We start from the raw sequence: 23,708 nt of genomic DNA, 5'->3' as shown, positions 1-23,708 counted from the left end.
GACTTGCCCAGCTATAACAACAAGAAAGGACATCTCATGAATTCACTCAGTCGCCTCGCCGTTTCCATCTCTCTCGCCTGTGCATTTCCCCTGACAACCTATGCCGCCGACGCACCTGCCGATTCCAAAGGCACGGTCGAAGTGGTGCACTGGTGGACCTCGGGCGGTGAAAAAGCGGCCGTTGATGTCCTCAAGGCCCAGGTCGAAAAAGACGGCTTCACCTGGAAAGACGGCGCAGTCGCCGGCGGTGGCGGAGCCACGGCCATGACCGTACTGAAAAGCCGTGCTGTCGCCGGCAACCCGCCAGGCATGGCTCAGATCAAAGGCCCCGACATCCAGGAGTGGGCCTCCACGGGCTTGCTCGACACTGAAGTCCTGAAGGACGTTGCCAAAGAAGAGAAGTGGGACAGCCTGCTCGACAAGAAAGTCTCCGATACCGTGAAATACGAAGGCAATTACGTGGCCGTGCCGGTGAACATCCACCGGGTCAACTGGCTGTGGATCAACCCTGAAGTGTTCAAGAAAGCCGGTATCGAAAAAGCCCCTGCCACCCTCGAAGAATTCTATGCCGCGGGCGACAAGCTCAAGGCTGCCGGTTTCATTCCGCTCGCCCACGGTGGCCAGCCTTGGCAGGACAGCACTGTTTTCGAAGCCGTGGTGCTCTCGGTCATGGGGGTCGATGGCTACAAAAAGGCACTGGTAGAGCTGGATAACGCCACCCTGACCGGTCCTGAAATGGTCAAGGCGCTGACCGAACTGAAGAAAGTCGCGACCTACATGGACGCAGACGGCAAGGGGCAGGACTGGAACCTGGAAGCGGGCAAGGTCATCAACGGCAAGGCCGGCATGCAGATCATGGGTGACTGGGCCAAGAGCGAGTGGACGGCGGCCAAGAAAGTCGCGGGCAAGGATTATCAGTGCGTGCCTTTCCCGGGTACCGATAAAGCCTTTACCTACAACATCGACTCCCTGGCGGTGTTCAAGCAGAAAGACAAGGGCACGGCGGCGGGTCAGCAGGACATCGCCAAGGTCACCCTGGGGGAAGACTTCCAGAAAGTCTTCAGCATCAACAAAGGCTCGATCCCGGTGCGGATCGACATGCTGAACGACATGGCCAAGTACGGTTTCGATTCTTGCGCCCAGACCGCGGCCAAGGACTTCCTGGCTGATGCCAAAAGCGGTGGCCTGCAGCCGAGCATGGCGCACAACATGGCAACCACGCTGGCGGTGCAGGGCGCATTCTTTGATGTGGTGACCAACTACATCAACGACCCGAAAGCCGACCCGGTTGAAACGGCCAAGAAACTCGGCGCAGCGGTCAAGTCTGCCAAGTAACCCGTAGCGGCAGGTTTCAAGCTGCAAGCTGCAAGTCAGAGCACTGTCCTGCTTGTCTTGCAGCTTGAAACTTGTAGCGGGTAACTGCTCTTTCCTTTTTTATGGATTTCCCCATGAGTTCTGTTGCTGCCTTCAGCAAAGCCTCGCCGTTCGATGCACTGCAGCGCTGGCTTCCCAAACTGGTGCTGGCGCCCAGCATGTTCATCGTCCTGGTGGGCTTTTACGGCTATATCCTGTGGACGTTCGTTCTTTCGTTCACCAACTCGACTTTCCTGCCGACCTACAAATGGGTAGGCCTGGCGCAATACGCACGCCTGTTCGACAACGACCGCTGGTGGGTCGCCAGCAAAAACCTGGCGGTATTCGGTGGCATGTTCATCGCCATTACCTTGGTGATTGGCGTGACGCTGGCGGTGTTCCTCGATCAGCGCATCCGGCGTGAAGGCTTCATCCGCACTATTTACCTGTACCCGATGGCGCTCTCGATGATCGTCACCGGTACCGCCTGGAAGTGGTTGCTGAACCCGGGCATGGGCCTGGACAAGCTGCTGCGGGACTGGGGCTGGGAAGGCTTTCGTCTGGACTGGCTGATCGATCCCGACCGCGTGGTGTATTGCCTGGTGATTGCGGCAGTGTGGCAAGCCTCGGGTTTTATCATGGCGATGTTCCTCGCCGGCCTGCGCGGGGTCGATCAATCGATCATTCGTGCCGCCCAGATCGATGGCGCGAGTTTGCCGCGGATTTACTGGAAAGTGGTGCTGCCAAGCCTGCGTCCGGTGTTCTTCAGTGCGGTGATGATTCTGGCGCACATTGCGATCAAGAGTTTTGACCTGGTGGCGGCAATGACGGCCGGTGGTCCGGGTTACTCGTCCGACTTGCCTGCGATGTTCATGTATTCCTTCACCTTCAGTCGCGGTCAGATGGGTGTCGGTTCGGCCAGTGCGATTCTGATGCTCGGAGCGATTCTTGCGATCATCGTGCCTTACCTGTATTCCGAGCTGAGGGCCAAGCGTAATGACTAGTCTTGCCGGCAAATCCGCCATCAGCCTGAGCCGCATCGCGATCTACGCGGTGCTGATCTTCGCTGTACTGCTGTACCTGGTCCCCCTGGTGGTCATGTTGTTGACCAGCTTCAAAACCCCGGAAGACATCAGCACCGGCAACCTGCTGAGCTGGCCCGCCGTGGTCACCGGCATTGGCTGGGTCAAGGCCTGGGCCACGGTCGACGGCTACTTCTGGAACTCGATCAAGATCACCGTCCCGGCGGTACTGGTCTCCACCGCCATCGGCGCGCTCAACGGCTACGTGTTGTCGATGTGGCGTTTTCGCGGTTCGCAGTTGTTCTTCGGCCTGCTGCTGTTCGGCTGCTTCCTGCCGTTCCAGACCGTGTTGCTGCCAGCCTCGTTCACCCTCGGCAAAATGGGTCTGGCCAGCACCACCACCGGCCTGGTGTTTGTGCACATTGTTTACGGCCTGGCGTTTACTACACTGTTTTTCCGCAATTACTACGTCAGCATTCCCGACGCGCTGGTGAAGGCGGCGCGTCTGGATGGCGCGGGTTTCTTTACGATTTTCCGCATGATCATTCTGCCGATGTCGACCCCGATCATCATGGTCTGCCTGATCTGGCAATTCACGCAGATCTGGAATGACTTCCTGTTCGGCGTGGTGTTCTCCAGTGGTGACTCTCAGCCCATTACCGTGGCGCTGAACAACCTGGTCAACACCAGTACCGGGGTCAAGGAATACAACGTGGATATGGCCGCGGCGATGATCGCCGGGCTGCCGACCCTGCTGGTCTATGTGGTCGCAGGCAAGTATTTCGTGCGCGGGCTGACGGCCGGCGCAGTCAAGGGGTAATCATGGCAACGCTTGAACTTCGTAATGTAAACAAGACCTACGGTGCCGGCTTGCCGGACACCCTGAAGAACATCGAACTGTCGATCAAGGAAGGAGAGTTCCTGATCCTGGTGGGGCCTTCCGGGTGTGGCAAGTCGACGCTGATGAACTGCATCGCCGGCCTGGAGAACATCACGGGCGGCGCGATCATGATTGATGATCAGGACGTCAGCGGCTTGAGTCCCAAGGATCGCGACATCGCCATGGTGTTCCAGTCCTATGCGCTGTATCCGACCATGAGTGTGCGCGAGAACATCGAGTTCGGTCTCAAGATCCGCAAGATGCCCCGGGCTGACATCGACGAAGAAGTGGCCCGGGTTGCCAAGTTGTTGCAGATCGAGCATTTGCTCAACCGCAAGCCGGGGCAATTGTCCGGCGGTCAGCAACAGCGTGTGGCAATGGGCCGGGCCCTGGCCCGGCGGCCGAAGATCTATCTGTTCGACGAGCCATTGTCCAACCTCGATGCCAAGTTGCGGGTGGAGATGCGCACCGAAATGAAACTGATGCACCAGCGTCTGAAAACCACCACCGTCTACGTCACCCACGATCAGATCGAGGCCATGACCCTGGGCGACAAGGTGGCGGTCATGAAGGACGGCATCATTCAGCAGTTCGGTACTCCCAAGCAGATCTACAACGATCCGGCCAACCTGTTTGTTGCCAGCTTTATCGGTTCGCCACCGATGAACTTCATTCCGTTGCGCCTGCAGCGCAAGGACGGCCGCCTGCTGGCGCTGCTGGACAGTGGCCAGGCGCGTTGTGAGTTGCCGATGAGCATGGATGACGCCGGTCTGGAAGACCGGGAGGTGATTCTGGGGCTGCGCCCGGAGCAAATCGTGCTGGCCTCGGCCGATGCTGCCGGCATGCCAACCATTCGCGCCGAAGTCCAGGTGACCGAGCCCACAGGTCCGGACACTCTGGTCTTTGTTCAGCTCAATGAGGCCAAGGTCTGCTGTCGCCTGGCGCCCGATGTGGCGCCGCAAGTGGGTGAAACCCTGACCCTGCAATTCGATCCGGCCAAGGTGTTGCTGTTCGATGCCAAAACCGGTGAGCGCCTGGGCACTGCTGCTTCGTTGCCGGTACAGGATCGTGCCGACAACGTCACCCGAATCAAGGGGCGCTGAGTTTCAAAGTGTGGGGGTGTTCATGGAGGAGCCGGGGCCGTCTGCGCTGCAAGCGACCCGCCCCCACAGTTACACAGGGGTAGTGCCGTTGCGGGCATTGGAACGGTCGGGAATTTAAAAGTGGACCGAGTTGGATAAAAACAGTTAATAACAATAAAAGACGAGGATTTAGGGATGAAAAAGCAACACGCAAATACCCGGTTGATCTGCCAGCTGTCAGCCGTCGCCGCGCTGGTGCTTTCTGCCAATGCGATGGCCGACGACGCTTTCAGTGCAGATTCAAAATGGATGACCGGTGATTGGGGCGGTGAGCGGACCAAGCTGATCGAGCAGGGTATCGACATCAAGGCCGATTACGTCGGGGAAGTAGGCGCCAACCTGCATGGCGGCTATAACCACGACAAGACCGCGCGCTACAGCGACCAGTTCGGGCTGGGCGTGGCGCTGGACCTGCAAAAACTGTGGGGCTGGGATAACACCCAGGCCAAGATCCAGCTCACTAACCGTAATGGTCAGAGCATCTCCAATGACCGTATCGGCGACCCGCGTGCCGGAACCCTGAGCTCCTCCCAGGAAGTCTACGGCCGCGGCCACATGGTTCGTCTGACCCAGTTGTATATCCAGCATCAATTCCTGGACGGCAAACTGGACGTAAAGGCCGGTTACTTCGGTGAAGGCGAAGACTTCAATACCTTCCCGTGCGAATTCCAGAACCTGGCGTTCTGCGGTTCCCAGGTGGGTAACTGGGCCACCAACATCTGGTACAACTGGCCGGTCAGCCAGGCTGCACTGCGGGTGAAATACAACATCACCCCCGAGTTCTATGCGCAGATCGGTGCGTACAACCAGAACCCGTCACAACTTGAGCACGGTAACGGTTTCAAACTCAGCGGCAGCGGGACCAAGGGTACAGTGCTACCGGTCGAACTGGTCTGGTCGCCCAAGGTCAACAACCTGCCGGGCGAATACCGTGTGGGCTACTACAAGAGCACGGCACCTGCGGATGACCTGCGCGAAGACATCAACGGCGCAGATGCTGCGACCACCGGTCAAAGCTACCGTGTGCGCAACAGCAAGCACGGTTACTGGTTTGTGGCCCAGCAGCAACTCACCAGCCACAACGGTGATGCCTCCCGTGGTCTGAATGTTGCAGCCAACGCAACTTTCCACGACAAGGCCACCAACATTGTCGACAACTATCAGTCGCTGATGTTTGTGTACAAAGGTCCGTTCGATGCCCGTCCAAAAGATGACATCGGTATCGGTTTTGCCCGTATCCACGTCAACAGTGATGTTAAGAAAAACGCCGAGCTGGCCAACGAGGCCATTGGTGTCACCAACTATGACAACCCGCTGTACTCACCGCTGCGCTCCACCGAATACAACTACGAACTCAACTACGGCATCCACGTGACCAACTGGCTGACTGTGCGTCCTAACCTGCAATACATCACCCACCCGGGCGGTGTTGACCAGGTTGATAACGCGTTGGTGGCCGGCCTGAAAATTCAGTCGGTGTTCTAACGTTGTTGCGATAAGCTCCTGTCCTTATGCGCATTTGACGGATAGCCATGGCTATCCGTTTTTTTGTGCAGGAGCTTTCGGGCTTTAGTGAGACCGCGATAGCGGTTTACCCGTCGATATCTTTTCTGGATCTGGCACCTCCTTGCAGGCAGGCCAGCTCCCACAGGTTCTACTAAGGTTTGGGCGACATGATTTTCAGGACTGCGGCACATGCATGAGCATCCGCTTCACCGTTTTTTCAAATCCAGACGCGAACAGCCGGTCTTCCAGTGGGAGCGCTTTCAGCAGCGTGACATCCTGGTGATTGACCACCCCCATTGTCAGGCCGTGTTCAGCCGTCAGGGTGCGCAACTTCTGCATTTCAAACCCACCGGCCAGAAGCCCTGGTTGTGGTGTGCTGCCAAATGGCCGCAAGTTGGAGCGATCCGTGGTGGCGTGCCTATTTTCTGGCCGTGGTATGGCCGTCATCCAAGCGAAAATGCGTGGCCGTCCCATGGTTGGGCGCGTTTGATCGACTGGAAGTTGCTGGACAGTCATGCAGACGAAGAGGGCGTGAGCCTGCACTGGCGGTTACAGCTGTGCGACTGGCAGGTGGATCTGCATGCGCGACTGGGCGAAGACATGGAGCTGCGCCTGAGCACCGAACACCAGGACGATGAGCCTTGCCAGCTGAGTCAGGCTTTGCGCGCTTACTGGCGGATTGGTGATGTGGCGCAGATAGCGCTGTCCGGTCTTGACGGGGTACAGGGCTACGACCAGCTCAACCGCGAAGTTTGCCAGCAGCAGGGCGAGTTACGGGTTGCGGGCGGTTGTCAGCGGGTGTTCCGGCATGACGGCGAAATGCAGCTCAATGACCACGCCTGGCGGCGGGCGCTGAGCATCGACACCGGCGCCAGTGGCAACACGGTGGTGTGGCATCCGGGCAAGCGGCCGTTACTGGGTGTGAGCTGGAACGAAGTGATGGGGTTTGTGTGTGTCGAGTCCACCAGCGGCGGTACCCACAATCAGACCCTGGCCCCTGGCGAGCAAGCGCATCTGAGTCTGCAGGCCCGGGCCGGTTTGGTGAGTGCCGCACCTCTGTAGGAGCGAGCTGCGGTTGCCTTGAAGCTCGCTCCTGCAGGTGGTCAGTTGAACTCGTCACCCACCGGATAGCGGCTGGCGTTCAGGCTTTCCTTGATTTTTCGCAGGTGTGGCTGGAAATCCACGCCGCGGCGCAGGGTCATGCCGGTGGCCAATACGTCCAGTACGGTGAGCTGGATGATGCGCGAGGTCATCGGCATGTAAATGTCGGTGTCTTCAGGCAGCGGAATGTTCAGGCTCAAGGTACTGGCCTTGGCCAGTGGCGAATTCTCTGCGGTCAGTCCCAGTACCGAGGCCCCGTTTGCCCGCGCAATGCGTGCTACCTCTACCAGCTCCCGCGTCCGTCCGGTGTAGGAAATAATCACGAACAGCTCGCCGGTGTGCGCCACTGACGCAATCATGCGCTGCATCAGCACGTCGGCATGGGCAGTGACGGCCAGGTTGAAACGAAAGAACTTGTGCTGTGCATCCAGCGCCACCGGCGCCGAGGCACCCAGGCCAAAGAAGTGAATCTGGCGGGCCTGGATCAGCAAGTCGACGGCGCGGCTGATAAGGTTGGGGTCCAGTGCCTGGCAGGCGCTGTCGAGCGATGCAATTGCACTGCCGAAAATCTTCTGGGTGTAAGCTTCGGGATTGTCGTCGGCCTCAACTGCGCGGCTGACATAGGCGGCGCCGCTGGCCAGACTTTGCGCCAGTTGCAGCTTTAGCTCCGGATAACCGCTAACCCCGAACGAACGGCAAAACCGGTTAACCGTAGGTTCACTGACGGAAGCCGCCTGGGCGAGCGCCGCAATGCTGAACCGGGTCGCCTGTTGCGGATTCTGCAGGATGATTTCTGCCACTTTGCGCTCGGCCTTGTTCAGGTCTTCGAGGCGGCTTTTGATCTGTTCGAGTAAATTTCGCACGCGGTCCATTTATGTTCCTTGGTTCAGCGATGCAAAGAGCCGGGTTCTAAAGCAGCTCTGGAAGGTGGCCTATCCTACTGGTGGCCTGTTACGACCACTAGCAGGAATCTGTATTTTGAGAAAATGTTGTGTTTATTACTACATTTTTCCTTGAGTGATACCTTGAAAGAAGGTATTTGTAGCTTAACTTGATAAAAGAACAAACATCATGCCTTCGATTACGGTTGAACCGTGCACCTTTGCCTTGTTCGGCGCCCTTGGCGATCTGGCCTTGCGCAAGCTGTTTCCTGCTTTATATCAACTGGATCGTGCCGGCCTGCTGCATGCCGATACGCGCATTTTTGCGCTGGCTCGCGAGCCGGGGGACGCCCTTACGCATCTGGCACACATCGACAGCCAGTTGCGTCAGTACGTTGGTGCCAAGGAAATCGAAGAAGAAGCGCTAACCCGCTTCCTGGCTCGCTTGAGTTACCTGCATGTGGACTTTCTCAAGACAGAAGATTATTTGCCTCTGGCTGAACAAGCCGGAACGGCCCAGCGCCTGATCGCGTATTTCGCGACGCCGGCGGCGGTGTATGGGGCCATCTGCGAGAACCTGTCCAGGGTCGGTCTGGCTGAAAATACCCGTGTGGTGCTGGAAAAACCCATTGGTTCGGACCTGGACTCATCGCGTAAGGTCAACGATGCCGTCGCGCAGTTCTTCCCCGAGACGCGTATTTACCGCATCGACCACTACCTGGGTAAAGAAACCGTACAAAACCTGATCGCCCTGCGTTTTGCCAACAGCCTGTTCGAAACCCAGTGGAACCAGCGCTACATCTCCCACGTTGAAATCACCGTGGCCGAGAAAGTCGGCATCGAGGGCCGCTGGGGCTATTTCGACAAGGCCGGCCAACTGCGGGACATGATCCAGAATCATCTGTTGCAGCTGTTGTGCCTGATTGCCATGGATCCGCCTGCGGACCTGTCGGCAGACAGCATTCGCGATGAAAAAGTAAAGGTTCTCAAGGCGCTGGCCCCGATCAGCGCCGAAGGTCTGACCACCCAGGTGGTACGTGGCCAATACATCGCCGGTTACAGCGAAGGGCAGTCGGTCCCGGGCTATCTGGAGGAAGAAAACTCCAATACCCAGAGCGACACCGAAACCTTCGTTGCCCTGCGTGCCGACATTCGTAACTGGCGTTGGGCGGGGGTGCCGTTTTATCTGCGCACCGGCAAACGCATGCCGCAAAAACTGTCGCAGATCGTGATCCACTTCAAGGAACCCTCGCACTACATCTTCGCCCCGGAGCAGCGTCTGCAAATCGGCAACAAGCTGATTATTCGCCTGCAGCCGGACGAAGGTATCTCCTTGCGGGTGATGACCAAAGAGCAGGGCCTGGACAAGGGCATGCAACTGCGTAGCGGCCCGTTGCAATTGAATTTTTCCGACACGTACCGCAGTGCGCGGATTCCGGATGCCTACGAGCGTCTGTTACTCGAAGTGATGCGCGGCAACCAGAACCTGTTTGTGCGCAAAGACGAAATTGAAGCGGCATGGAAGTGGTGTGACCAGTTGATCGCCGGCTGGAAAAAGTCTGGTGATGCGCCCAAGCCGTACGCGGCGGGCTCCTGGGGACCGATGAGTTCCATAGCATTGATTACGCGGGACGGGAGGTCTTGGTATGGCGATATCTGATTTGAAACTGCCTGAAGGGGTCAACGCGCACACCTTCAAGAACCCGGCGATTCTGGCCGAGGAACTGGCAAAAAAAGTGGCCGGGCAATTGAATGCCGCCATTGGCGCGCAAGGCGTTGCCACCCTGGTGGTATCCGGTGGGCGTAGCCCGGTGGCGTTCTTTCAGAGCCTGATCAAGCAACCGGTGGACTGGTCGAAAGTGGTGGTCAGTCTTGCCGATGAGCGCTGGGTCCCGGTGGAGCACGCCGACAGCAATGCCGGCCTGCTCAAAAAGAACCTGCTGCAAGGGCCGGCAGCCAAGGCGCGCTTTGTCGGCTTGTATAACGTGGCGGCCAATCTTGACGCTGCGGCAGAGCAAGCTGACCGCGCATTGGCCGAGCTACCGCCGATTGATGTCCTGATTCTGGGCATGGGCGACGACGGGCACACCGCCTCGCTGTTCCCCGACAGCCCGAATCTGCTTGAAGCCTTGAAAGCGGATGGCGAGCGTCGTTGCTGGCCGATGCTGGCACCGACCGTGCCTCATCAACGCTTGAGCATGAGCCGCAGCCTGCTGGCGAGCGCCAGGAACACGGTGCTGTCGATTCAAGGGCAGGCCAAATTGAATACCCTCAACGAAGCGCTGGCGGGCACTGACATTGCCGCCTTGCCGATTCGTGCCTTTCTGCAACCTACGTTAGAGATTTACTGGTGCCCATGAGCCAAGGATCAGCTGCCATGACAATAAAAACTGCGAACGTATCGATGGCCGATAAAGTCGCCCTGATCGATGAACTGTGTGCCTCGGCGCGAATTCTGCCGGTGATCACCATCGCTCGTGAGCAAGACATTCTGCCGCTGGCCGATGCGCTGGCTGCGGGCGGCCTGACGGCACTTGAAGTGACCTTGCGTTCACAGTTCGGGCTCAAGGCCATTCGTGTTCTGCGCGAGCAACGGCCCGAGCTGGTAACGGGGGCGGGCACCGTGCTGGACCGGCACATGCTGGCGGCTGCCGAAGAGGCCGGTTCGCAATTTATTGTCACCCCGGGCATTACCCGTGACCTGCTGGAAGCCAGCGTGGCCAGCGATATCCCGCTGCTGCCGGGTATCAGCAATGCGTCCGGAATTATGGAAGGCTACGGTCTGGGTTACCGTCGATTCAAGCTGTTCCCGGCTGAAGTCAGCGGCGGTGTGGCGGCGATCAAGGCGCTGGGCGGCCCCTTCGGTGAAGTGAAATTCTGCCCGACCGGCGGTGTTAGCCCGGCGAACATTCGCAACTACATGGCATTGAAAAATGTGATGTGTGTGGGCGGTAGCTGGATGCTCGACAGCGAGTGGATCAAGAACGGCGACTGGGCCCGAATCCAGGAATGCACCGCCGAGGCCCTGGCTTTGCTGGATTGACCACCTGTGTAACGAATTTGTTGTGTGTTCTACGGTTTTTGGTGCGCTTGGTCGGCGCACCTTTTTTTTGTCCGCAATTCCCAACGATGAGTCACCTGCAGGAGCGAGCTTGCCTGGCGATCTTTCAAAGATCGCGAGCAAGCTCGCTCCTGCAGTTAGCCCCGGGAAAGCTCGCGCAGTGCCCTGATCAACCTGTTGATGTCATCCAGCGAGGTGGTGAGGCCCACGGTGATGCGAATACAGCTACCGCAGGCTGAACCGCCGCGCACCACGGTGAACAGGTTGTAATCCTTGAGCAGACGATCTGCCATCGGTGTTTGATCCTGCAGGTGGGTGAATCGCAGGGCAGAAATGGCGCATTGCAGACGCGGGTCATCAGGCGTGAGCACTTCGATGCCCGGCATTTTTCGCGCTTCACTCACCCATAGCTCGCGCAGATAGTTCAGGCGTTCGCCTTTGGCCCGGGCGCCACCCAGGTCTTTGTGCTCTTGCAGCACCTTTGGCAGGGTCAGCCATGCCGGAATATTGACCGTGCCATAGGGGGCCCGGTTACGAATATCAGGCTCCGGGTAACGTTGACTGCCCATGTCCGGGCTAATGTCTGCCAGACGCCGCGGGTCGATATACATGACCCCCAGGGTCAGTGGTCCGCCGATCCATTTATGCAGGTTGTAACCGGCAAAGGCCACGCCCAGGGCCTGCAGGTCGAACTCGATCTGGCCAAGCGCATGGGCACCGTCCAGCACCACGTCCACGCCGTGGGCGTTGGCCGCATCGACTATCGCCTGCACCGGCATGACCAGTCCTGTGAGGTGTGTCACGTGGGTCAGCGCCATCAGCTTGATTCGCGGATGACGCGCCAATACCTCACGATAGCTGGCGACCAGGCTGTCATGGCTGGCGGGGTGCTCATGGATTATTTCGATGATCTCAAGCCCGCGCTGCCGGGCCACCCAGCGCATGGCTGACTCGACGCTGGGGTACTCCAGGTCGCTGATCAGCAACTGATCGCCGGGCTGCAAGGCGTTGTAGTTGCGAATCAGCGATTGCAGGGCATCCGAAGCGCAGCGGGTGAGGGCGATGCTGGCGTCTTCAACGCCGAGCAAGCCTGCCAGTTGATGATGGATCTCGATATTCTGCGGACCATCGAATTGCGGGCGCACATGCACCGAGTTCTTGCGGTTGATAAAGTCGATATTGCGCTGGTAGTCCTGGGCAACTCCTCGGGTCATGCGCCCGAAGTAGCCGTTTTCCAGATTGACCGGACCGGCTGCTACGTCGTAGCGCTCGGCGATGCTGTGCCAATAATCTTCGTTGCGGGCGTTCTCTTCAATCCTTGGCATGGGGCAACTCTATCAGTGGCGGGGTTTGGGTTTTCCGTGTTTGGCGCGCAACGGGTCGAGCAGGTCTGACAGACCGTTGTGATCGATTTCCTGCATCAGGGCCAGAAGACCGCCCAATTCGCCGTGTGGAAAGCCTTCTCGGGCAAACCAGTTCAAATACTGGCCCGGCAGGTCGGCAATGATCCGCCCTTTGTATTTGCCGAATGGCATTTCGCGGGTCACCAGCAGTTCGAGTTTTTCGGGGTTCATGCAGCAGCCTTCAGGTACGTGATGCAACGAATGATAAATACAGGCATTTTGCATGCAGGCCAATTGACAGATCATGCAAAAAAACCGGATACAGATAGTTATGATTTCTATAACTTGTTGATATATAAGGATTTATTCAAATTCAGCAACTGGCACGGGGTCTGCAAATACTAATGCACGATCCTCAACCTTGTAAGGAATTGAATAATGACTGACCTCAATAAAGAAGCCATCTCTGTCCTGAACGATCTGATCGAAACCAGTAAAGACGGTCAGGAAGGGTTCAAGACCTGCGCCGAAGATATCAAGCATCCTGAGCTCAAGGCCCTGTTTGCAAAACGCTCTGCAGATTGTGCGGCTGCGGCTGCCGAGCTGCAGGCCGCGGTACGCCAGTTGGGTGGCGACCCGGAGACCAGTACAAGCGTGGCGGGTGATTTGCATCGTCGCTGGGTCGATGTGAAATCGATGTTTACCGGCAAGGATGAAGAGGCAGTGCTCAATGAAGCCGAGCGCGGCGAAGACCATGCGCTGAAGGCTTATAAGGAAGCGCTGGAAAAAATCGAGAAGCACCAACTGCTGCACATTCGTGATCTGGTAGAGCGTCAGTACCATGGCGTACAACGCAATCACGACCAGGTCAAGGCTCTGCGCAACCAAGCTCGTGCCCGCTCTTAAACGTAAACGCCTGCGTAGCCCTTGGTAGCTGAGGGCTGACTCGCATACAGCAAAAACCCGGCCTGTCATCCAGGCCGGGTTTTTGCGTTGCGGGCATTTGCACGTCGTGCAAATCAGCTAATGCTGATAGCCGGCAACGGGGTCAGGGTTACGGTTTGTTGTTTGCGCGGGGCAATGATTTCGGCTTCGCCATCGACCACGATTTCATCGCGTTGATTGAACACACGGGTCGCTATACGCACGCGGAACTTGGGCAGTTTCTCGAGAATTTCCAGACGCACGGTCAGGGTGTCGCCAATTTTCACCGGCTTCTGAAAGGTCATTTGCTGGCCGACATAGATAGTGCCCGGGCCAGGCAACTCACAGGCCACGGCTGCACTGATCAGCGCGCCACTGAACATGCCGTGGGCAATGCGTTCCTTGAACATGGTTGCGGCGGCAAATTCCGGATCCAGGTGCACCGGGTTGTGGTCACCGGACATGGCCGCAAAAAGCTGAATGTCGCGCTCTTCGACGGTTTTGCTGTAACTGGCAGTCTGGCCGACTTCAAGGGCTTCGTACGGGGTGTTGGTAACCTGAGTCATCTAGCGCATGTCCTGTGACGAGTGTTTAATTTCAAGTTTTTGATTTTAAAGTATTTTTTAGAATGGTCGAGCTATTCGCTGTGGGGCGGGCGGGAGCGAAGCAGGGCCTGGTCAAGCCATTCGACAACATCTGCAGTCACTTCGTCACGGTTGATTTCGTTGAAGAGCTCATGCCGTGCCTGGGGGTAGATTTTGAGTTGCAAGTCCTGACTGCCGGCTTTGCGTAAAGCCCCGGCCAGGGATTCCAGGCGCTTGCCTTCACTGACCGGGTCACAGGCGCCACCCATCACCAGCAAAGGCAGGGCTGAATCAATTTGCACGAGGTTGGACGCTTTGCTGATTTGCTGCAAGCCGCCCAGCAGATCAATCCAGAGTTGATTGGTGCAACGAAACCCGCACAAGGGGTCGTTGGCGTAGGCATCGACTTCAGCCGGATCGCGACTGAGCCAGTCATAGCGGGTGCGATTGGGCTTGAATGCTTTATTGAACGAGCCAAAGGACAACCACTCGATCAGCGCGCTGCGTCCTTTCGGGCCCTGGCGCCAGCGTTCCAGTCGGGCTATCAGGCTGGCAGCCCGGTAAAGCGCGACAGGCTGGAAATTGGAGGCGCTCAGAATTGCCCCCTGCAGACTGTTGCTGTGGTGGAGCAAGTACGCCTGGGCGATGTAGCTGCCCATGCTGTGGCCAAGCAGGAAGATCGGGAGCCCCGGGTGGGCCTGGCCGATGTGCTGATGGAGGCTGGCGACATCACTGACCACCGCGCACCAGCCATCATGGTCAGCAAAGTAGCCCGGTGTTCCGCGTTCGGCCGTTTTACCGTGTCCGCGCTGGTCGTGGGCATACAGGCCAAAACCGGCTTCATTTAGCGCCTTGCCCAGTCGGGCATAGCGAGCAGTGTGTTCCGCCATGCCGTGGACCAGCAACACAATGGCTTTGGGCGTAGCGCCAGGCAGCCACTGATTAACCAAAAGGCCGCTACGGTCATTCGCGTCCAGCCAGAAAGTCTGATGAATCATGGCCATTCCTTTACACGGAGTAGGAGCAGTGTATAGCGCATTCACAGGCAAACCACTTAACTGGCGATGCCGCGGTAATAAGATTCAAGATGTAAATGGCGAATATCGGTGTATTTGCCTACAACTTGATAACTGTTAACGTCAGTTAGCTCCGCTTTTCAACGCCCAAGGGAAGCGGCCAGGCACATTCAGGTCCGAGGACAAAAATAATGCAACCTGATTTCTGGAATGACAAACGTCCTGCCGGTGTACCGCTGGATATAGATATGACGGCCTTCACATCGGTCGTTGATGTGTTTGAACGCTCGTGCAAGAAATTCGCCGATCGTCCGGCGTTCAGCAACCTGGGTGTGACCATCACTTATGCCGAACTGGAGCGCCACAGCGCAGCGTTTGCCGGTTATCTTCAAAATCATACCGACCTCAAGCCCGGCGACCGCATCGCTGTACAGATGCCCAACGTGCTGCAATATCCGATCGCGGTATTTGGTGCGTTGCGCGCCGGTCTGATCGTGGTCAACACCAACCCGCTGTACACCTCTCGCGAAATGCGCCATCAGTTCAAAAGTGCCGGGATTCGGGCGCTGGTGTACTTGAACATGTTCGGCAAGCGCGTGCAGGAAGTGCTGGCAGATACCGAGATCGAGTACCTGATCGAAGCCAGAATGGGCGACATGATGCCCGCTGCCAAAGGCTGGATTACCAACCTGGTGGTCGACAAGGTCAAAAAACTGGTGCCGGCCTACCAGTTGCCCCAGGCCATTGCCTTTAAAAGCGTATTGCACCGGGGCGCAGGCCAGCCGATTCGGCCGGTGCCGGTGACGCTGGATGACACGGCAGTCCTGCAATACACCGGTGGCACCACCGGACTGCCCAAGGGCGCAATGCTCAGTCACGGCAATCTGGTGGCCAATATGCAGCAGGTGCGTGCTTGTCTGTCCCAGCATGACGAGAGTGGGCAACCGATTCTCAGGGACGGTCGGGAGGTCATGGTGGCGCCGTTGCCGCTGTACCATATCTATGCATTTACCGCTAATTGCATGGGCATGATGGTCACGGGTAACCACAACATCCTGATCACCAATCCGCGTGATATCAAAGGTTTCATCAAGGAGCTGAAGAACTGGCGGTTCACCGCTTTTCTGGGGCTTAACACCCTGTTTGTCGCGCTGATGGACCATCCGGACTTCAAGAGCCTGGACTTCTCGGGGCTGAAGGTCACCAACTCGGGCGGTACTGCGCTGGTCAAGGCCACGGCCGAGCGTTGGGAAAAAATCACCGGATGCCGCATCGTTGAGGGCTACGGCCTGACTGAAACGTCGCCGGTGGCCAGTGCCAACCCCTGTGGTTCTCTGGCCCGGCTGGGCACCGTGGGCATGCCGGTTCCGGGCACGGCGATGAAAGTAGTCAGCGATGATGGCAGCGACCTGGGTTTGGGGGAGCGCGGCGAGCTATGCGTCAAAGGCCCGCAAGTCATGAAGGGGTACTGGCAAAACCCGCAGGCAACGGCCGAAGTGCTGGACGCCGAGGGCTGGTTCAAGACGGGTGATATTGCGGTGATTGATCCCGATGGTTTTGTCCGGATTGTCGATCGCAAAAAGGACCTGATCATCGTTTCGGGTTTCAACGTGTACCCCAATGAAATCGAAGATACCGTGATGGCCCACCCCAAAGTGGTGAATTGCGCGGTAATCGGCGTGCCTGACGAGCGCACCGGGGAGGCCGTCAAACTCTTTGTAGTCGCGCGCGAAGGCGGGGTCAGCGTTGAAGAGCTCAAGGCGTACTGCAAGGACAACTTCACCGCTTACAAGGTACCCAAGCAGATAGTGCTGCGTGACTCCTTGCCCATGACTCCCGTGGGGAAAATCCTGCGTCGCGAGTTGCGTGATAACGCCTGATTCCATCAGCCTGGTGAAAAACGCCCGTTTGCTTTGAGCAGGCGGGCGTTTTTATTCGTCTATAACAATAGACAGGGTTTGATCTGGATCTCTGAGGGGGCGCCGTAATGCCTGAATTAGAGCGGTTTTACTATCAATAGAGCTATTGTACTAATGATGACTTTGGATTGTCCTACAGTCAGGTTTGTGACTCTGCGGGCCATCTTTGGCTCTAGGCGGCCTCTGGCAAAGCTGCTACTCTCGGCGCGCTTTGTGACTTCTCGGTAAGTGAAAAGCCAGATTTATCCATTACAAAAATCACACAAATAATAACCGCATCAATGCGGTGAAGAATTCGCGACGCTGAGGAGTGGGCTTCCATGATTGAAGACTTTTGGAAGGATAAGTACCCAGCTGGGATTGCTGCTGAAATCAACCCGGATGAATACCCGAATATTCAGACGGTACTGCGCCAATCTTGCCAACGTTTTGCGGATAAACCCGCATTTAGCAACCTCGGTAAAACCATCACCTATGGTGAGCTTTACCAGCAATCAGGTGCATTTGCCGCCTACCTGCAGCAGCACACCGACCTGCAACCCGGCGATCGCATTGCTGTGCAGTTGCCCAACTTGCTGCAATACCCGATCGCTGTGTTCGGAGCCATCCGCGCCGGCTTGATCGTGGTTAATACCAACCCGCTGTATACCGCGCGGGAAATGGAACACCAATTCAATGACTCCGGCGCCAAGGCGCTGGTATGCCTGGCGAACATGGCGCATCTGGCCGAAAAGGTCGTGCCCCAGACTTCGATCAAGCATGTGATCGTTACTGAAGTGGCTGACCTGCTGTCGCCCTTCAAGCGCGTATTGATCAACAGTGTCATCAAGTACGTGAAAAAAATGGTCCCGGCGTATCACTTGCCCAAGGCCATCAAGTTCAACGATGTGTTGAGCAAGGGGCATGGCCAGCCAGTAAACGAAGCCAGCCCGCTTGCCAATGACGTCGCGGTTCTGCAATACACGGGCGGCACCACCGGTGTGGCCAAGGGGGCGATGCTGACCCATCGCAACCTGATCGCCAACATGCTGCAGTGCAAGGCGCTGATGGGTTCCAACCTTAACGAAGGTTGCGAAATCCTGATCACGCCATTGCCGCTTTATCATATCTACGCGTTCACCTTTCATTGCATGGCAATGATGCTGTTGGGCAATCACAACATATTGATCAGCAACCCGCGTGACCTGCCGGCGATGGTTAAAGAGCTGTCGAAGTGGAAGTTCTCCGGCTTCGTAGGGCTTAACACCCTGTTTATAGCGCTGTGCAACAACGACGGGTTCCGCAAGCTGGACTTCTCGTCCCTGAAAGTGACGCTGTCGGGGGGCATGGCCCTGCAACTGTCCGTGGCCGAGCGCTGGAAGACGGTAACCGGCTGTGCCATTTGCGAAGGCTACGGCATGACCGAGACCAGCCCGGTGGCTTCGGTCAATCCGATCCAGCACATTCAGATCGGCACTATCGGCATTCCGATGCCTTCGACCCTGTGCAAAGTGATCAATGATGCGGGTGAAGAGCTGCCGTTGGGTGAAATCGGCGAGCTATGCATCAAGGGCCCGCAGGTGATGAAAGGTTATTGGGAGCGTCCTGATGCAACTGCCGAGATCATGGACAGCGAAGGCTGGTTGAAGTCCGGTGACATCGCGCTGATTCAACCTGATGGCTATATGCGCATTGTCGATCGCAAAAAAGACATGATCCTGGTCTCTGGCTTTAACGTTTACCCGAACGAGCTGGAAGATGTGATGGCCTCATTGCCGGAAGTGTTGCAGTCGGCGGCGATCGGTATTCCTGATGAAAAAACCGGCGAGCTGATCAAGGTTTTTATTGTGGTCAAGCCGGGCATGACCCTGAGCAAAGAGCAGGTCATGGCGCATATGCGCGCGAACCTGACCGCTTATAAAGCGCCGAAAGTTGTCGAGTTCCGTGACAGTTTGCCGACCACCAACGTAGGCAAGATCCTGCGCCGTGAGTTGCGTGACGAAGAGATGAAGAAACTGGGCCTTAAAAAGTAATCTGCCCTTAAACAACAAAGCCCCGCATTGCGGGGCTTTTTTGTTTCAGCTCGCGTTTACCGCTGTGCAGGAGCGAACTCGCCCCTGCAGGGTTTGCGCTGTTTATTTTTGCAGAAACTGCGAAAAGTTGACGCCTGTGCCTGTCGGACGCACGTCCTGCAGGAAGGAGTCTTTGTCCGCGCTCAGCTCAAGACTCATGGTCGGCGTACGCTTGTGCGTCGCTCGTACCACCATGCCTTCGCGTTTCTCGCGCAGGAACGCAGTGGTGACCTTCAAGTGCAGCAGTTCATCGGTACTTGGGGTATGCAGCAACAGATGCACCCATTCGTACTGACCGACGGCCAGACGCGCCAGGGGAATATCGAACCACCAGATGTTCTTGTTGGTGTTCAATGTGGCGAAATGGCAGTTGTTGACGCCAAGCACAGCGCCGCCAAGTTCCTGGTTTCTGCGGGCAATGGCCAGCTTTTTATCGAGTTTCATAACCTTCCTACAATTGCTGATCTTCAGCGCCATAGCCTGAATCCGTTGCGCATTCTCGGGGGTTAGGCGGCAAACATAAAGCTCAACCTGCGCGGAACGACGAAATGATGGCCAGAAAATAAATGAAACTCCTGCGGTGACGATCGGGTCAATGATTCTGTCGATGTAATGACATCCGAAATTTCATCAGGAGAAATCCCATGAGCAGCACTGGCGATAAGATCAAAGGCAAAGCGAACGAAGCAGTAGGTAATGTCAAACAAGCGGTGGGGAAAGCGACCGACAATGACAAGCTGCGTGCCGAAGGCAAGGCCCAGGAGCTGAAAGGCGAAGGCCAGCAAGCGGTAGGCAAGGTGAAAGATGCGGTCAAGAAAACCGTCGATAAAGCCTGATAACCCAGGATTGCCGCAGGTGCGTCGGGTACCTGTGGCGAACATGAACGGTCATCCATGTGATGGCCGTTTTTGTATAAGTGTTTCCATAGTCGCCAACTTGACTACATTTGAGGTAAAACCCCAACCCAGAGCTTATGGCTGGCTTGCACAACCTACTTTTTAAGCGGCGAAAGGAGACGCTATGTTATTCCCGGTCTTGAATGGCCTGCCGTTGGGCAAAGTACTGATTCGCACGGTGAAAGAGTTTATCGACGATGAAATGTCGACTTACGCCTCGGCACTGGCCTATCAAATGCTGTTTTCGTTATTCCCTTTCATTCTGTTTTTGATTGCCCTGATCGGCTTCTTGCATCTGCCGGACTTTTTCTCCTGGTTGCGCCTGCAGTCTGAACTGGTACTGCCGCCGCAGGCTCTGGAGCAGGTCAACCCGGTCATCGATCAGTTGCAGCAGTCCAAGGGCGGATTGCTGTCGGTGGGTATCGTAATTGCCCTGTGGACCGCTTCGGCCGGTGTGCGGCTGATGATGAGCGCCATGAATGCCGCCTACGATGTGGTCGAGGGGCGGCCAGTCTGGAAGCGATTCCCGCTGTCGATTTTTTACACCATCGGCATTGCCGGAATGCTTCTGGCAGCCGCCGCGCTGATGGTGCTCGGGCCGCAGGTGATGAGCTGGCTGGCAGGACAGGTCGGGCTCGAAGAGTTCGTGGTGACACTGTGGACCATCCTGCGCTGGCCTGTGATTGTGCTATTGCTGATGGTGGCGGTGGCGGTGATTTACTACGTCATGCCGGATGTGGAGCAAAAATTCCGGTTTATCACCCCGGGTTCGGTGCTGGCGGTGGTTGTGTGGATCGTGGCTTCGCTGGGCTTTGCCTTTTATGTCAAAACCTTTGCTGACTACAACGCCATGTATGGCAGCATCGGTGCGATCATCGTGCTGTTGCTGTACTTCTACATTTCTGCCGCGGTGCTGCTGCTGGGGGCTGAAATGAACGCCGTGATCGAGCACATGTCGGCAGAGGGCAAGGATCCGGGCGAAAAAACCTTCGATGGCTCCGACGACCCTGATCCCAAGCAACACGTCTCCGGGCTGGGGCGTGACCATTCCATTCCATCCACTCCAGATGAAGCCTGACTATGATTCGTGAAATTCTGAAAATGGGCGATGAGCGTTTATTGCGCGTTGCCCAGCCGGTACCGGCTGAAATGTTCGATACCCCGGAACTCTGGCAGTTGCTGGACGATATGTTGCAGACCATGGAGCACGCGGGCGGTGTGGGGCTGGCGGCCCCGCAAATCGGGGTTGACCTGCAGATGGTGATCTTCGGGTTCGAGCACAGCGAACGTTACCCTGATGCTGAAGCCGTACCACAAACCATCCTGATCAATCCGTTGATCACTCCGCTCGGTCCGGCGCTTGAAGAAGACTGGGAAGGCTGCCTGTCGGTGCCTGGTTTGCGCGGGGCAGTCGAGCGTTTTCAGAAGATCCGTTACGAAGGTTTCACGCCTAAAGGTGAACCGATCGTACGTGTGGCGGAAGGTTTTCATGCACGAGTAGTGCAGCATGAATGCGACCACCTGATCGGTCGCCTGTACCCGTCGCGGATCAAGGATTTCAGCAAGTTCGGTTTTATCGAGGTGTTGTTCCCGGACCTGGAGCCGGGCACCCGGGAATAACTGCCTTGCTTTGCAGGGGCGAGCTCTTTGAATGCTCTTCAAACAGCTCGCCCCTGCAGGGAGGGGAGCGCCGGGTTTAACGGCCCATCGCTATCATCGCCTTGTTGCGTTGATAGCGCACCAGCCGCTCATACAGGGCATGGGGCAAGTCAACCTCCAGACTGAACCCCATCTTTTCATAGAGACCTTGCAGTTCAGGGTCGCAAAACAACCAGACCGTGCCTTCGCACTGCGATATTGCCGCGTTGACCAGCGTGGTGGCTATGCCTTGCCCGCGTACTGCCGGATCGACAAACAGGCCGGTCAACCAGTAACCGTTGGCCATTGGTCGCAGACACAAACCGGCGACTATCTGGTCCTGGCGGGCAACCCACAATTGAGCTTCCTTGCTCGCTTTCATCGACGATTGGTGAGAGCGGTAAAACTTGTTCAGCAAGGGCCACAACGGCGCGTCGAGCGAAGAATAAGCAATGGCAGTCATAAGTCCACAGGCTTGAAAAGGGAGCGGCAGTATAAACAAATAAGTGCTTGAACTTTATAAACCTTGGGTATTGCCGCTTATTTGCAATTAAAACGCTTTGTTTATCATTGTTTTTTGAATAAAGGGTTTTAAATCCGAGTGGGTTCTCGATAGGTGTTATACCTGTGCCACACCCCCTGAACAGTTGAGCGCTTAACATGGCTAAAGGTATGGATTCAAAGAAGGCCGCGAAAAAGAAACCGGCCAAAACAGCCGATGAAAAACGCGCGGACAAGAAAACCAAAAAATCCGAAGTCGGATTGTTTGGTCACTGAGTGATTTACAGGAGCCCGTATTCCGGGCTCCTTGGTTTTTTGATTGGCGCAACGTCGATTTGGATTATTCTGCGCAATTGAGCACTTCGTCGCACACTGATGGCGATTTGCTTGCACGCTGTATCTGGCTGGCTATGCTTCAATTCTTGGGGGTTGAACATATAAAACTTACATCCCCGAAGTGCGCACATCTCTATGTTAAAGGCAGCAGGCACGTTTTCTTGTGTCGTGAAGCGTTTGAATTATCAATAGAAAGCATCTTCAGGAATTGAGCCATGTTCAACTTTCATCACAAAGCCGACCTGCTTGAGAATCAGCGCCTCACCTGTTCTCTGGATGAGAGCAAGGCCAAGCTGATGGCCGTCAGCCGCTCAATGGCAATCATTGAGTTCACTGCCGATGGCGTCATTGTGGATGCCAACGAAAATTTCTGTCGCGTGACGGGTTACTCGGTCGATGAGATCTGCGGTAAACATCACCGTCTTTTTTGTGAACCGGACTATCTGCGCACTGAACAATACGCACAGTTCTGGAAGGACCTGGCCAGTGGGGTGCCCATGAGCGGCACTTTCTTGCGGCTTGATAAAGCCGGTCGCGAGATCTGGCTTGAGGCCAGCTACATGCCGATCACCGGCCCGAACAATGAGGTGACCCGGGTCCTCAAGGTGGCAACCGAGATTACCGAGCGGATCAACAAAGAGCGGGAAAATCAAAGCATTGTGAATGCATTGAGCCGCGCCATGGCGATGATCGAGTTCTCGCCCGATGGCCGTGTGATCAACGCCAATCAGAACTTTCTCGACACCATGCATTATTCACTGTCTGAAATTGTCGGGCAGCACCACAGCATGTTCTGTCGCAGCAGTGAGAGCGAGTCTGGCGCCTATAAAGCTTTCTGGGCTTCCCTGAATCGCGGCGAATACCATTCCAGACGCTTTGAACGGGTCGATAAATACGGCCATACAGTTTTCCTGGAAGCGTCCTACAACCCGATTTTTGATGCCAAGGGCCGACTGTATAAGGTCGTCAAATTCGCCAGCAACATCACCGCCCAAGTGACTAACCTGCAAACCGCCGCCGAGTCGGCCCACAGTACTTCGGTACAGAACGACGCCTGTGCGCAGAAGGGTTCTCAGGTGGTTCAGCAGACTGTACAAATCATCGAAGCCATCTCCAAAGATCTCAATGAAGCCGCGCAAAGCATCGATGCGGTGAACAAGCAGTCCGACATCATTGGCAAAATCGTGCAGACCATTCGTGGTATTGCGGATCAAACCAATTTACTGGCGCTCAATGCTGCGATTGAGGCGGCCAGGGCCGGTGAACATGGGCGGGGTTTTGCTGTGGTGGCGGATGAGGTCAGAAGCCTGGCGGCACGTACCAGCGCGGCAACTGTGGAAATTGTCGAGGTGGTGCGCAAGAACCATGATTTGTCGCTGAGCGCGGTGAGCAGCATGCAGTCGAGCCTGAGCCGGACCGGGCTCGGGGTTTCGCTGGCGAATGAGGCCGGGGAGGCGATTCTGGAAATCCAGCAGGGCTCCAAGCATGTGGTGGATGCCATCAGCCAGTTCAACTCGACGCTGCAACTGCATTAAAGGCCAACCCCCCCGACCG

Annotated in this window: 23 protein-coding genes; 16 read left to right on the top strand and 7 right to left on the bottom strand. The window is 56.6% G+C overall.

What is annotated here, in order from left to right:
* Positions 1-36 precede the first annotated feature (36 nt).
* From EQV90_RS10705 to EQV90_RS10680, 6 genes are all read left to right on the top strand, one after another.
* Positions 37-1,335 (top strand): ABC transporter substrate-binding protein, encoded by a 1,299-nt coding sequence (locus tag EQV90_RS10705; RefSeq protein WP_003440702.1) that lies wholly within the window; start codon positions 37-39, stop codon positions 1,333-1,335.
* A gap of 113 nt (positions 1,336-1,448) precedes the next feature.
* Positions 1,449-2,357: a sugar ABC transporter permease gene (locus EQV90_RS10700; protein ID WP_003440704.1), complete on the top strand. Its 909-nt coding sequence runs from the start codon at positions 1,449-1,451 to the stop codon at positions 2,355-2,357.
* On the top strand, positions 2,350-3,195 hold the full coding sequence (locus tag EQV90_RS10695) for a carbohydrate ABC transporter permease (protein WP_003440706.1): 846 nt from the start codon (positions 2,350-2,352) through the stop codon (positions 3,193-3,195). The genes EQV90_RS10700 and EQV90_RS10695 overlap by 8 nt, the downstream gene beginning before the upstream one ends.
* A gap of 2 nt (positions 3,196-3,197) precedes the next feature.
* On the top strand, positions 3,198-4,358 hold the full coding sequence (locus EQV90_RS10690) for an ABC transporter ATP-binding protein (RefSeq protein ID WP_003440708.1): 1,161 nt from the start codon (positions 3,198-3,200) through the stop codon (positions 4,356-4,358).
* A gap of 174 nt (positions 4,359-4,532) precedes the next feature.
* Positions 4,533-5,882 (top strand): carbohydrate porin, encoded by a 1,350-nt coding sequence (locus EQV90_RS10685; RefSeq protein ID WP_161718032.1) that lies wholly within the window; start codon positions 4,533-4,535, stop codon positions 5,880-5,882.
* A 210-nt stretch (positions 5,883-6,092) separates the two neighbouring features.
* Positions 6,093-6,965 (top strand): D-hexose-6-phosphate mutarotase, encoded by an 873-nt coding sequence (locus EQV90_RS10680; RefSeq protein WP_010655923.1) that lies wholly within the window; start codon positions 6,093-6,095, stop codon positions 6,963-6,965.
* A gap of 41 nt (positions 6,966-7,006) precedes the next feature.
* On the opposite strand, the gene EQV90_RS10675 is transcribed toward EQV90_RS10680, so the two are convergent.
* Entirely contained in the window at positions 7,007-7,867 is an 861-nt protein-coding gene (locus EQV90_RS10675; RefSeq protein ID WP_177412960.1) for a MurR/RpiR family transcriptional regulator, read from the bottom strand.
* 208 nt (positions 7,868-8,075) lie between these two features.
* Between EQV90_RS10675 and zwf the strand changes: the two genes are divergently transcribed.
* Genes zwf through EQV90_RS10660 form a run of 3 tightly spaced genes read left to right on the top strand, consistent with a single transcriptional unit; the run spans position 8,076 to position 10,928 of the window.
* Positions 8,076-9,545 (top strand): glucose-6-phosphate dehydrogenase, encoded by a 1,470-nt coding sequence (gene zwf, locus EQV90_RS10670; protein WP_003440716.1) that lies wholly within the window; start codon positions 8,076-8,078, stop codon positions 9,543-9,545.
* Positions 9,532-10,245, top strand: a complete 714-nt coding sequence (gene pgl, locus EQV90_RS10665) for a 6-phosphogluconolactonase (protein ID WP_003440717.1) — start codon at positions 9,532-9,534, stop codon at positions 10,243-10,245. The genes zwf and pgl overlap by 14 nt, the downstream gene beginning before the upstream one ends.
* Positions 10,242-10,928 (top strand): bifunctional 4-hydroxy-2-oxoglutarate aldolase/2-dehydro-3-deoxy-phosphogluconate aldolase, encoded by a 687-nt coding sequence (locus EQV90_RS10660; protein ID WP_177412956.1) that lies wholly within the window; start codon positions 10,242-10,244, stop codon positions 10,926-10,928. The genes pgl and EQV90_RS10660 overlap by 4 nt, the downstream gene beginning before the upstream one ends.
* A 155-nt stretch (positions 10,929-11,083) precedes the next feature.
* Here the strand turns inward: EQV90_RS10660 and EQV90_RS10655 are convergent, their stop codons facing one another.
* Both EQV90_RS10655 and EQV90_RS10650 read right to left on the bottom strand, forming a co-directional pair.
* Complete coding sequence (locus EQV90_RS10655; protein WP_003440723.1) at positions 11,084-12,271, bottom strand: aminotransferase class V-fold PLP-dependent enzyme; 1,188 nt, start codon at positions 12,269-12,271, stop codon at positions 11,084-11,086.
* 12 nt (positions 12,272-12,283) lie between these two features.
* On the bottom strand, positions 12,284-12,520 hold the full coding sequence (locus EQV90_RS10650) for a DUF3820 family protein (RefSeq protein WP_019693207.1): 237 nt from the start codon (positions 12,518-12,520) through the stop codon (positions 12,284-12,286).
* A 207-nt stretch (positions 12,521-12,727) separates the two neighbouring features.
* Between EQV90_RS10650 and EQV90_RS10645 the strand changes: the two genes are divergently transcribed.
* Positions 12,728-13,195, top strand: a complete 468-nt coding sequence (locus tag EQV90_RS10645; protein WP_003440729.1) for a PA2169 family four-helix-bundle protein — start codon at positions 12,728-12,730, stop codon at positions 13,193-13,195.
* A gap of 113 nt (positions 13,196-13,308) precedes the next feature.
* Here EQV90_RS10645 and EQV90_RS10640 read toward each other — a convergent pair whose 3' ends face one another.
* Positions 13,309-13,779, bottom strand: a complete 471-nt coding sequence (locus EQV90_RS10640) for a MaoC family dehydratase (protein ID WP_003440732.1) — start codon at positions 13,777-13,779, stop codon at positions 13,309-13,311.
* 71 nt (positions 13,780-13,850) lie between these two features.
* Positions 13,851-14,795: an alpha/beta hydrolase gene (locus EQV90_RS10635; RefSeq protein WP_003440734.1), complete on the bottom strand. Its 945-nt coding sequence runs from the start codon at positions 14,793-14,795 to the stop codon at positions 13,851-13,853.
* Positions 14,796-15,004: 209 nt separating this feature from the next.
* Here EQV90_RS10635 and fadD2 point away from each other — a divergent pair, with 209 nt between their 5' ends.
* Entirely contained in the window at positions 15,005-16,693 is a 1,689-nt protein-coding gene (gene fadD2, locus EQV90_RS10630) for a long-chain-fatty-acid--CoA ligase FadD2 (protein ID WP_240878075.1), read from the top strand.
* 359 nt (positions 16,694-17,052) lie between these two features.
* On the top strand, positions 17,053-18,744 hold the full coding sequence (fadD1, locus tag EQV90_RS10625; protein WP_003440738.1) for a long-chain-fatty-acid--CoA ligase FadD1: 1,692 nt from the start codon (positions 17,053-17,055) through the stop codon (positions 18,742-18,744).
* Positions 18,745-18,846: 102 nt separating this feature from the next.
* On the opposite strand, the gene EQV90_RS10620 is transcribed toward fadD1, so the two are convergent.
* Positions 18,847-19,227 carry a hypothetical protein gene (locus EQV90_RS10620; protein WP_003440740.1) on the bottom strand — a complete coding sequence of 127 codons (381 nt, stop codon included), beginning with the start codon at positions 19,225-19,227 and terminating at the stop codon, positions 18,847-18,849.
* A 200-nt stretch (positions 19,228-19,427) separates the two neighbouring features.
* Between EQV90_RS10620 and EQV90_RS10615 the strand changes: the two genes are divergently transcribed.
* The 3 genes from EQV90_RS10615 to def all read left to right on the top strand — a co-directional run bounded on the left by EQV90_RS10615 (position 19,428) and on the right by def (position 21,299).
* On the top strand, positions 19,428-19,619 hold the full coding sequence (locus tag EQV90_RS10615) for a CsbD family protein (RefSeq protein WP_003440746.1): 192 nt from the start codon (positions 19,428-19,430) through the stop codon (positions 19,617-19,619).
* Between the two features lie 184 nt (positions 19,620-19,803).
* Positions 19,804-20,757: a YihY/virulence factor BrkB family protein gene (locus EQV90_RS10610; RefSeq protein ID WP_003440749.1), complete on the top strand. Its 954-nt coding sequence runs from the start codon at positions 19,804-19,806 to the stop codon at positions 20,755-20,757.
* Positions 20,758-20,759: 2 nt separating this feature from the next.
* On the top strand, positions 20,760-21,299 hold the full coding sequence (gene def / locus EQV90_RS10605; protein ID WP_003440752.1) for a peptide deformylase: 540 nt from the start codon (positions 20,760-20,762) through the stop codon (positions 21,297-21,299).
* Between the two features lie 76 nt (positions 21,300-21,375).
* Here def and EQV90_RS10600 read toward each other — a convergent pair whose 3' ends face one another.
* Positions 21,376-21,780, bottom strand: a complete 405-nt coding sequence (locus EQV90_RS10600; RefSeq protein WP_003440755.1) for a GNAT family N-acetyltransferase — start codon at positions 21,778-21,780, stop codon at positions 21,376-21,378.
* Positions 21,781-22,369: 589 nt separating this feature from the next.
* Between EQV90_RS10600 and EQV90_RS10595 the strand changes: the two genes are divergently transcribed.
* Positions 22,370-23,689 (top strand): PAS domain-containing methyl-accepting chemotaxis protein, encoded by a 1,320-nt coding sequence (locus tag EQV90_RS10595; protein WP_003440760.1) that lies wholly within the window; start codon positions 22,370-22,372, stop codon positions 23,687-23,689.
* Positions 23,690-23,708: the final 19 nt, after the last annotated feature.

Origin of the sequence: Pseudomonas sp. TMW22089 (genome assembly GCF_022496645.1) — a bacterium.
GTDB classification, from domain to species: Bacteria; Pseudomonadota; Gammaproteobacteria; order Pseudomonadales; family Pseudomonadaceae; genus Aquipseudomonas; species Aquipseudomonas paraversuta.
The sequence above is the reverse complement of the archived record's forward strand: the minus strand, read 5'-3'. Positions and strand labels throughout refer to the sequence as shown.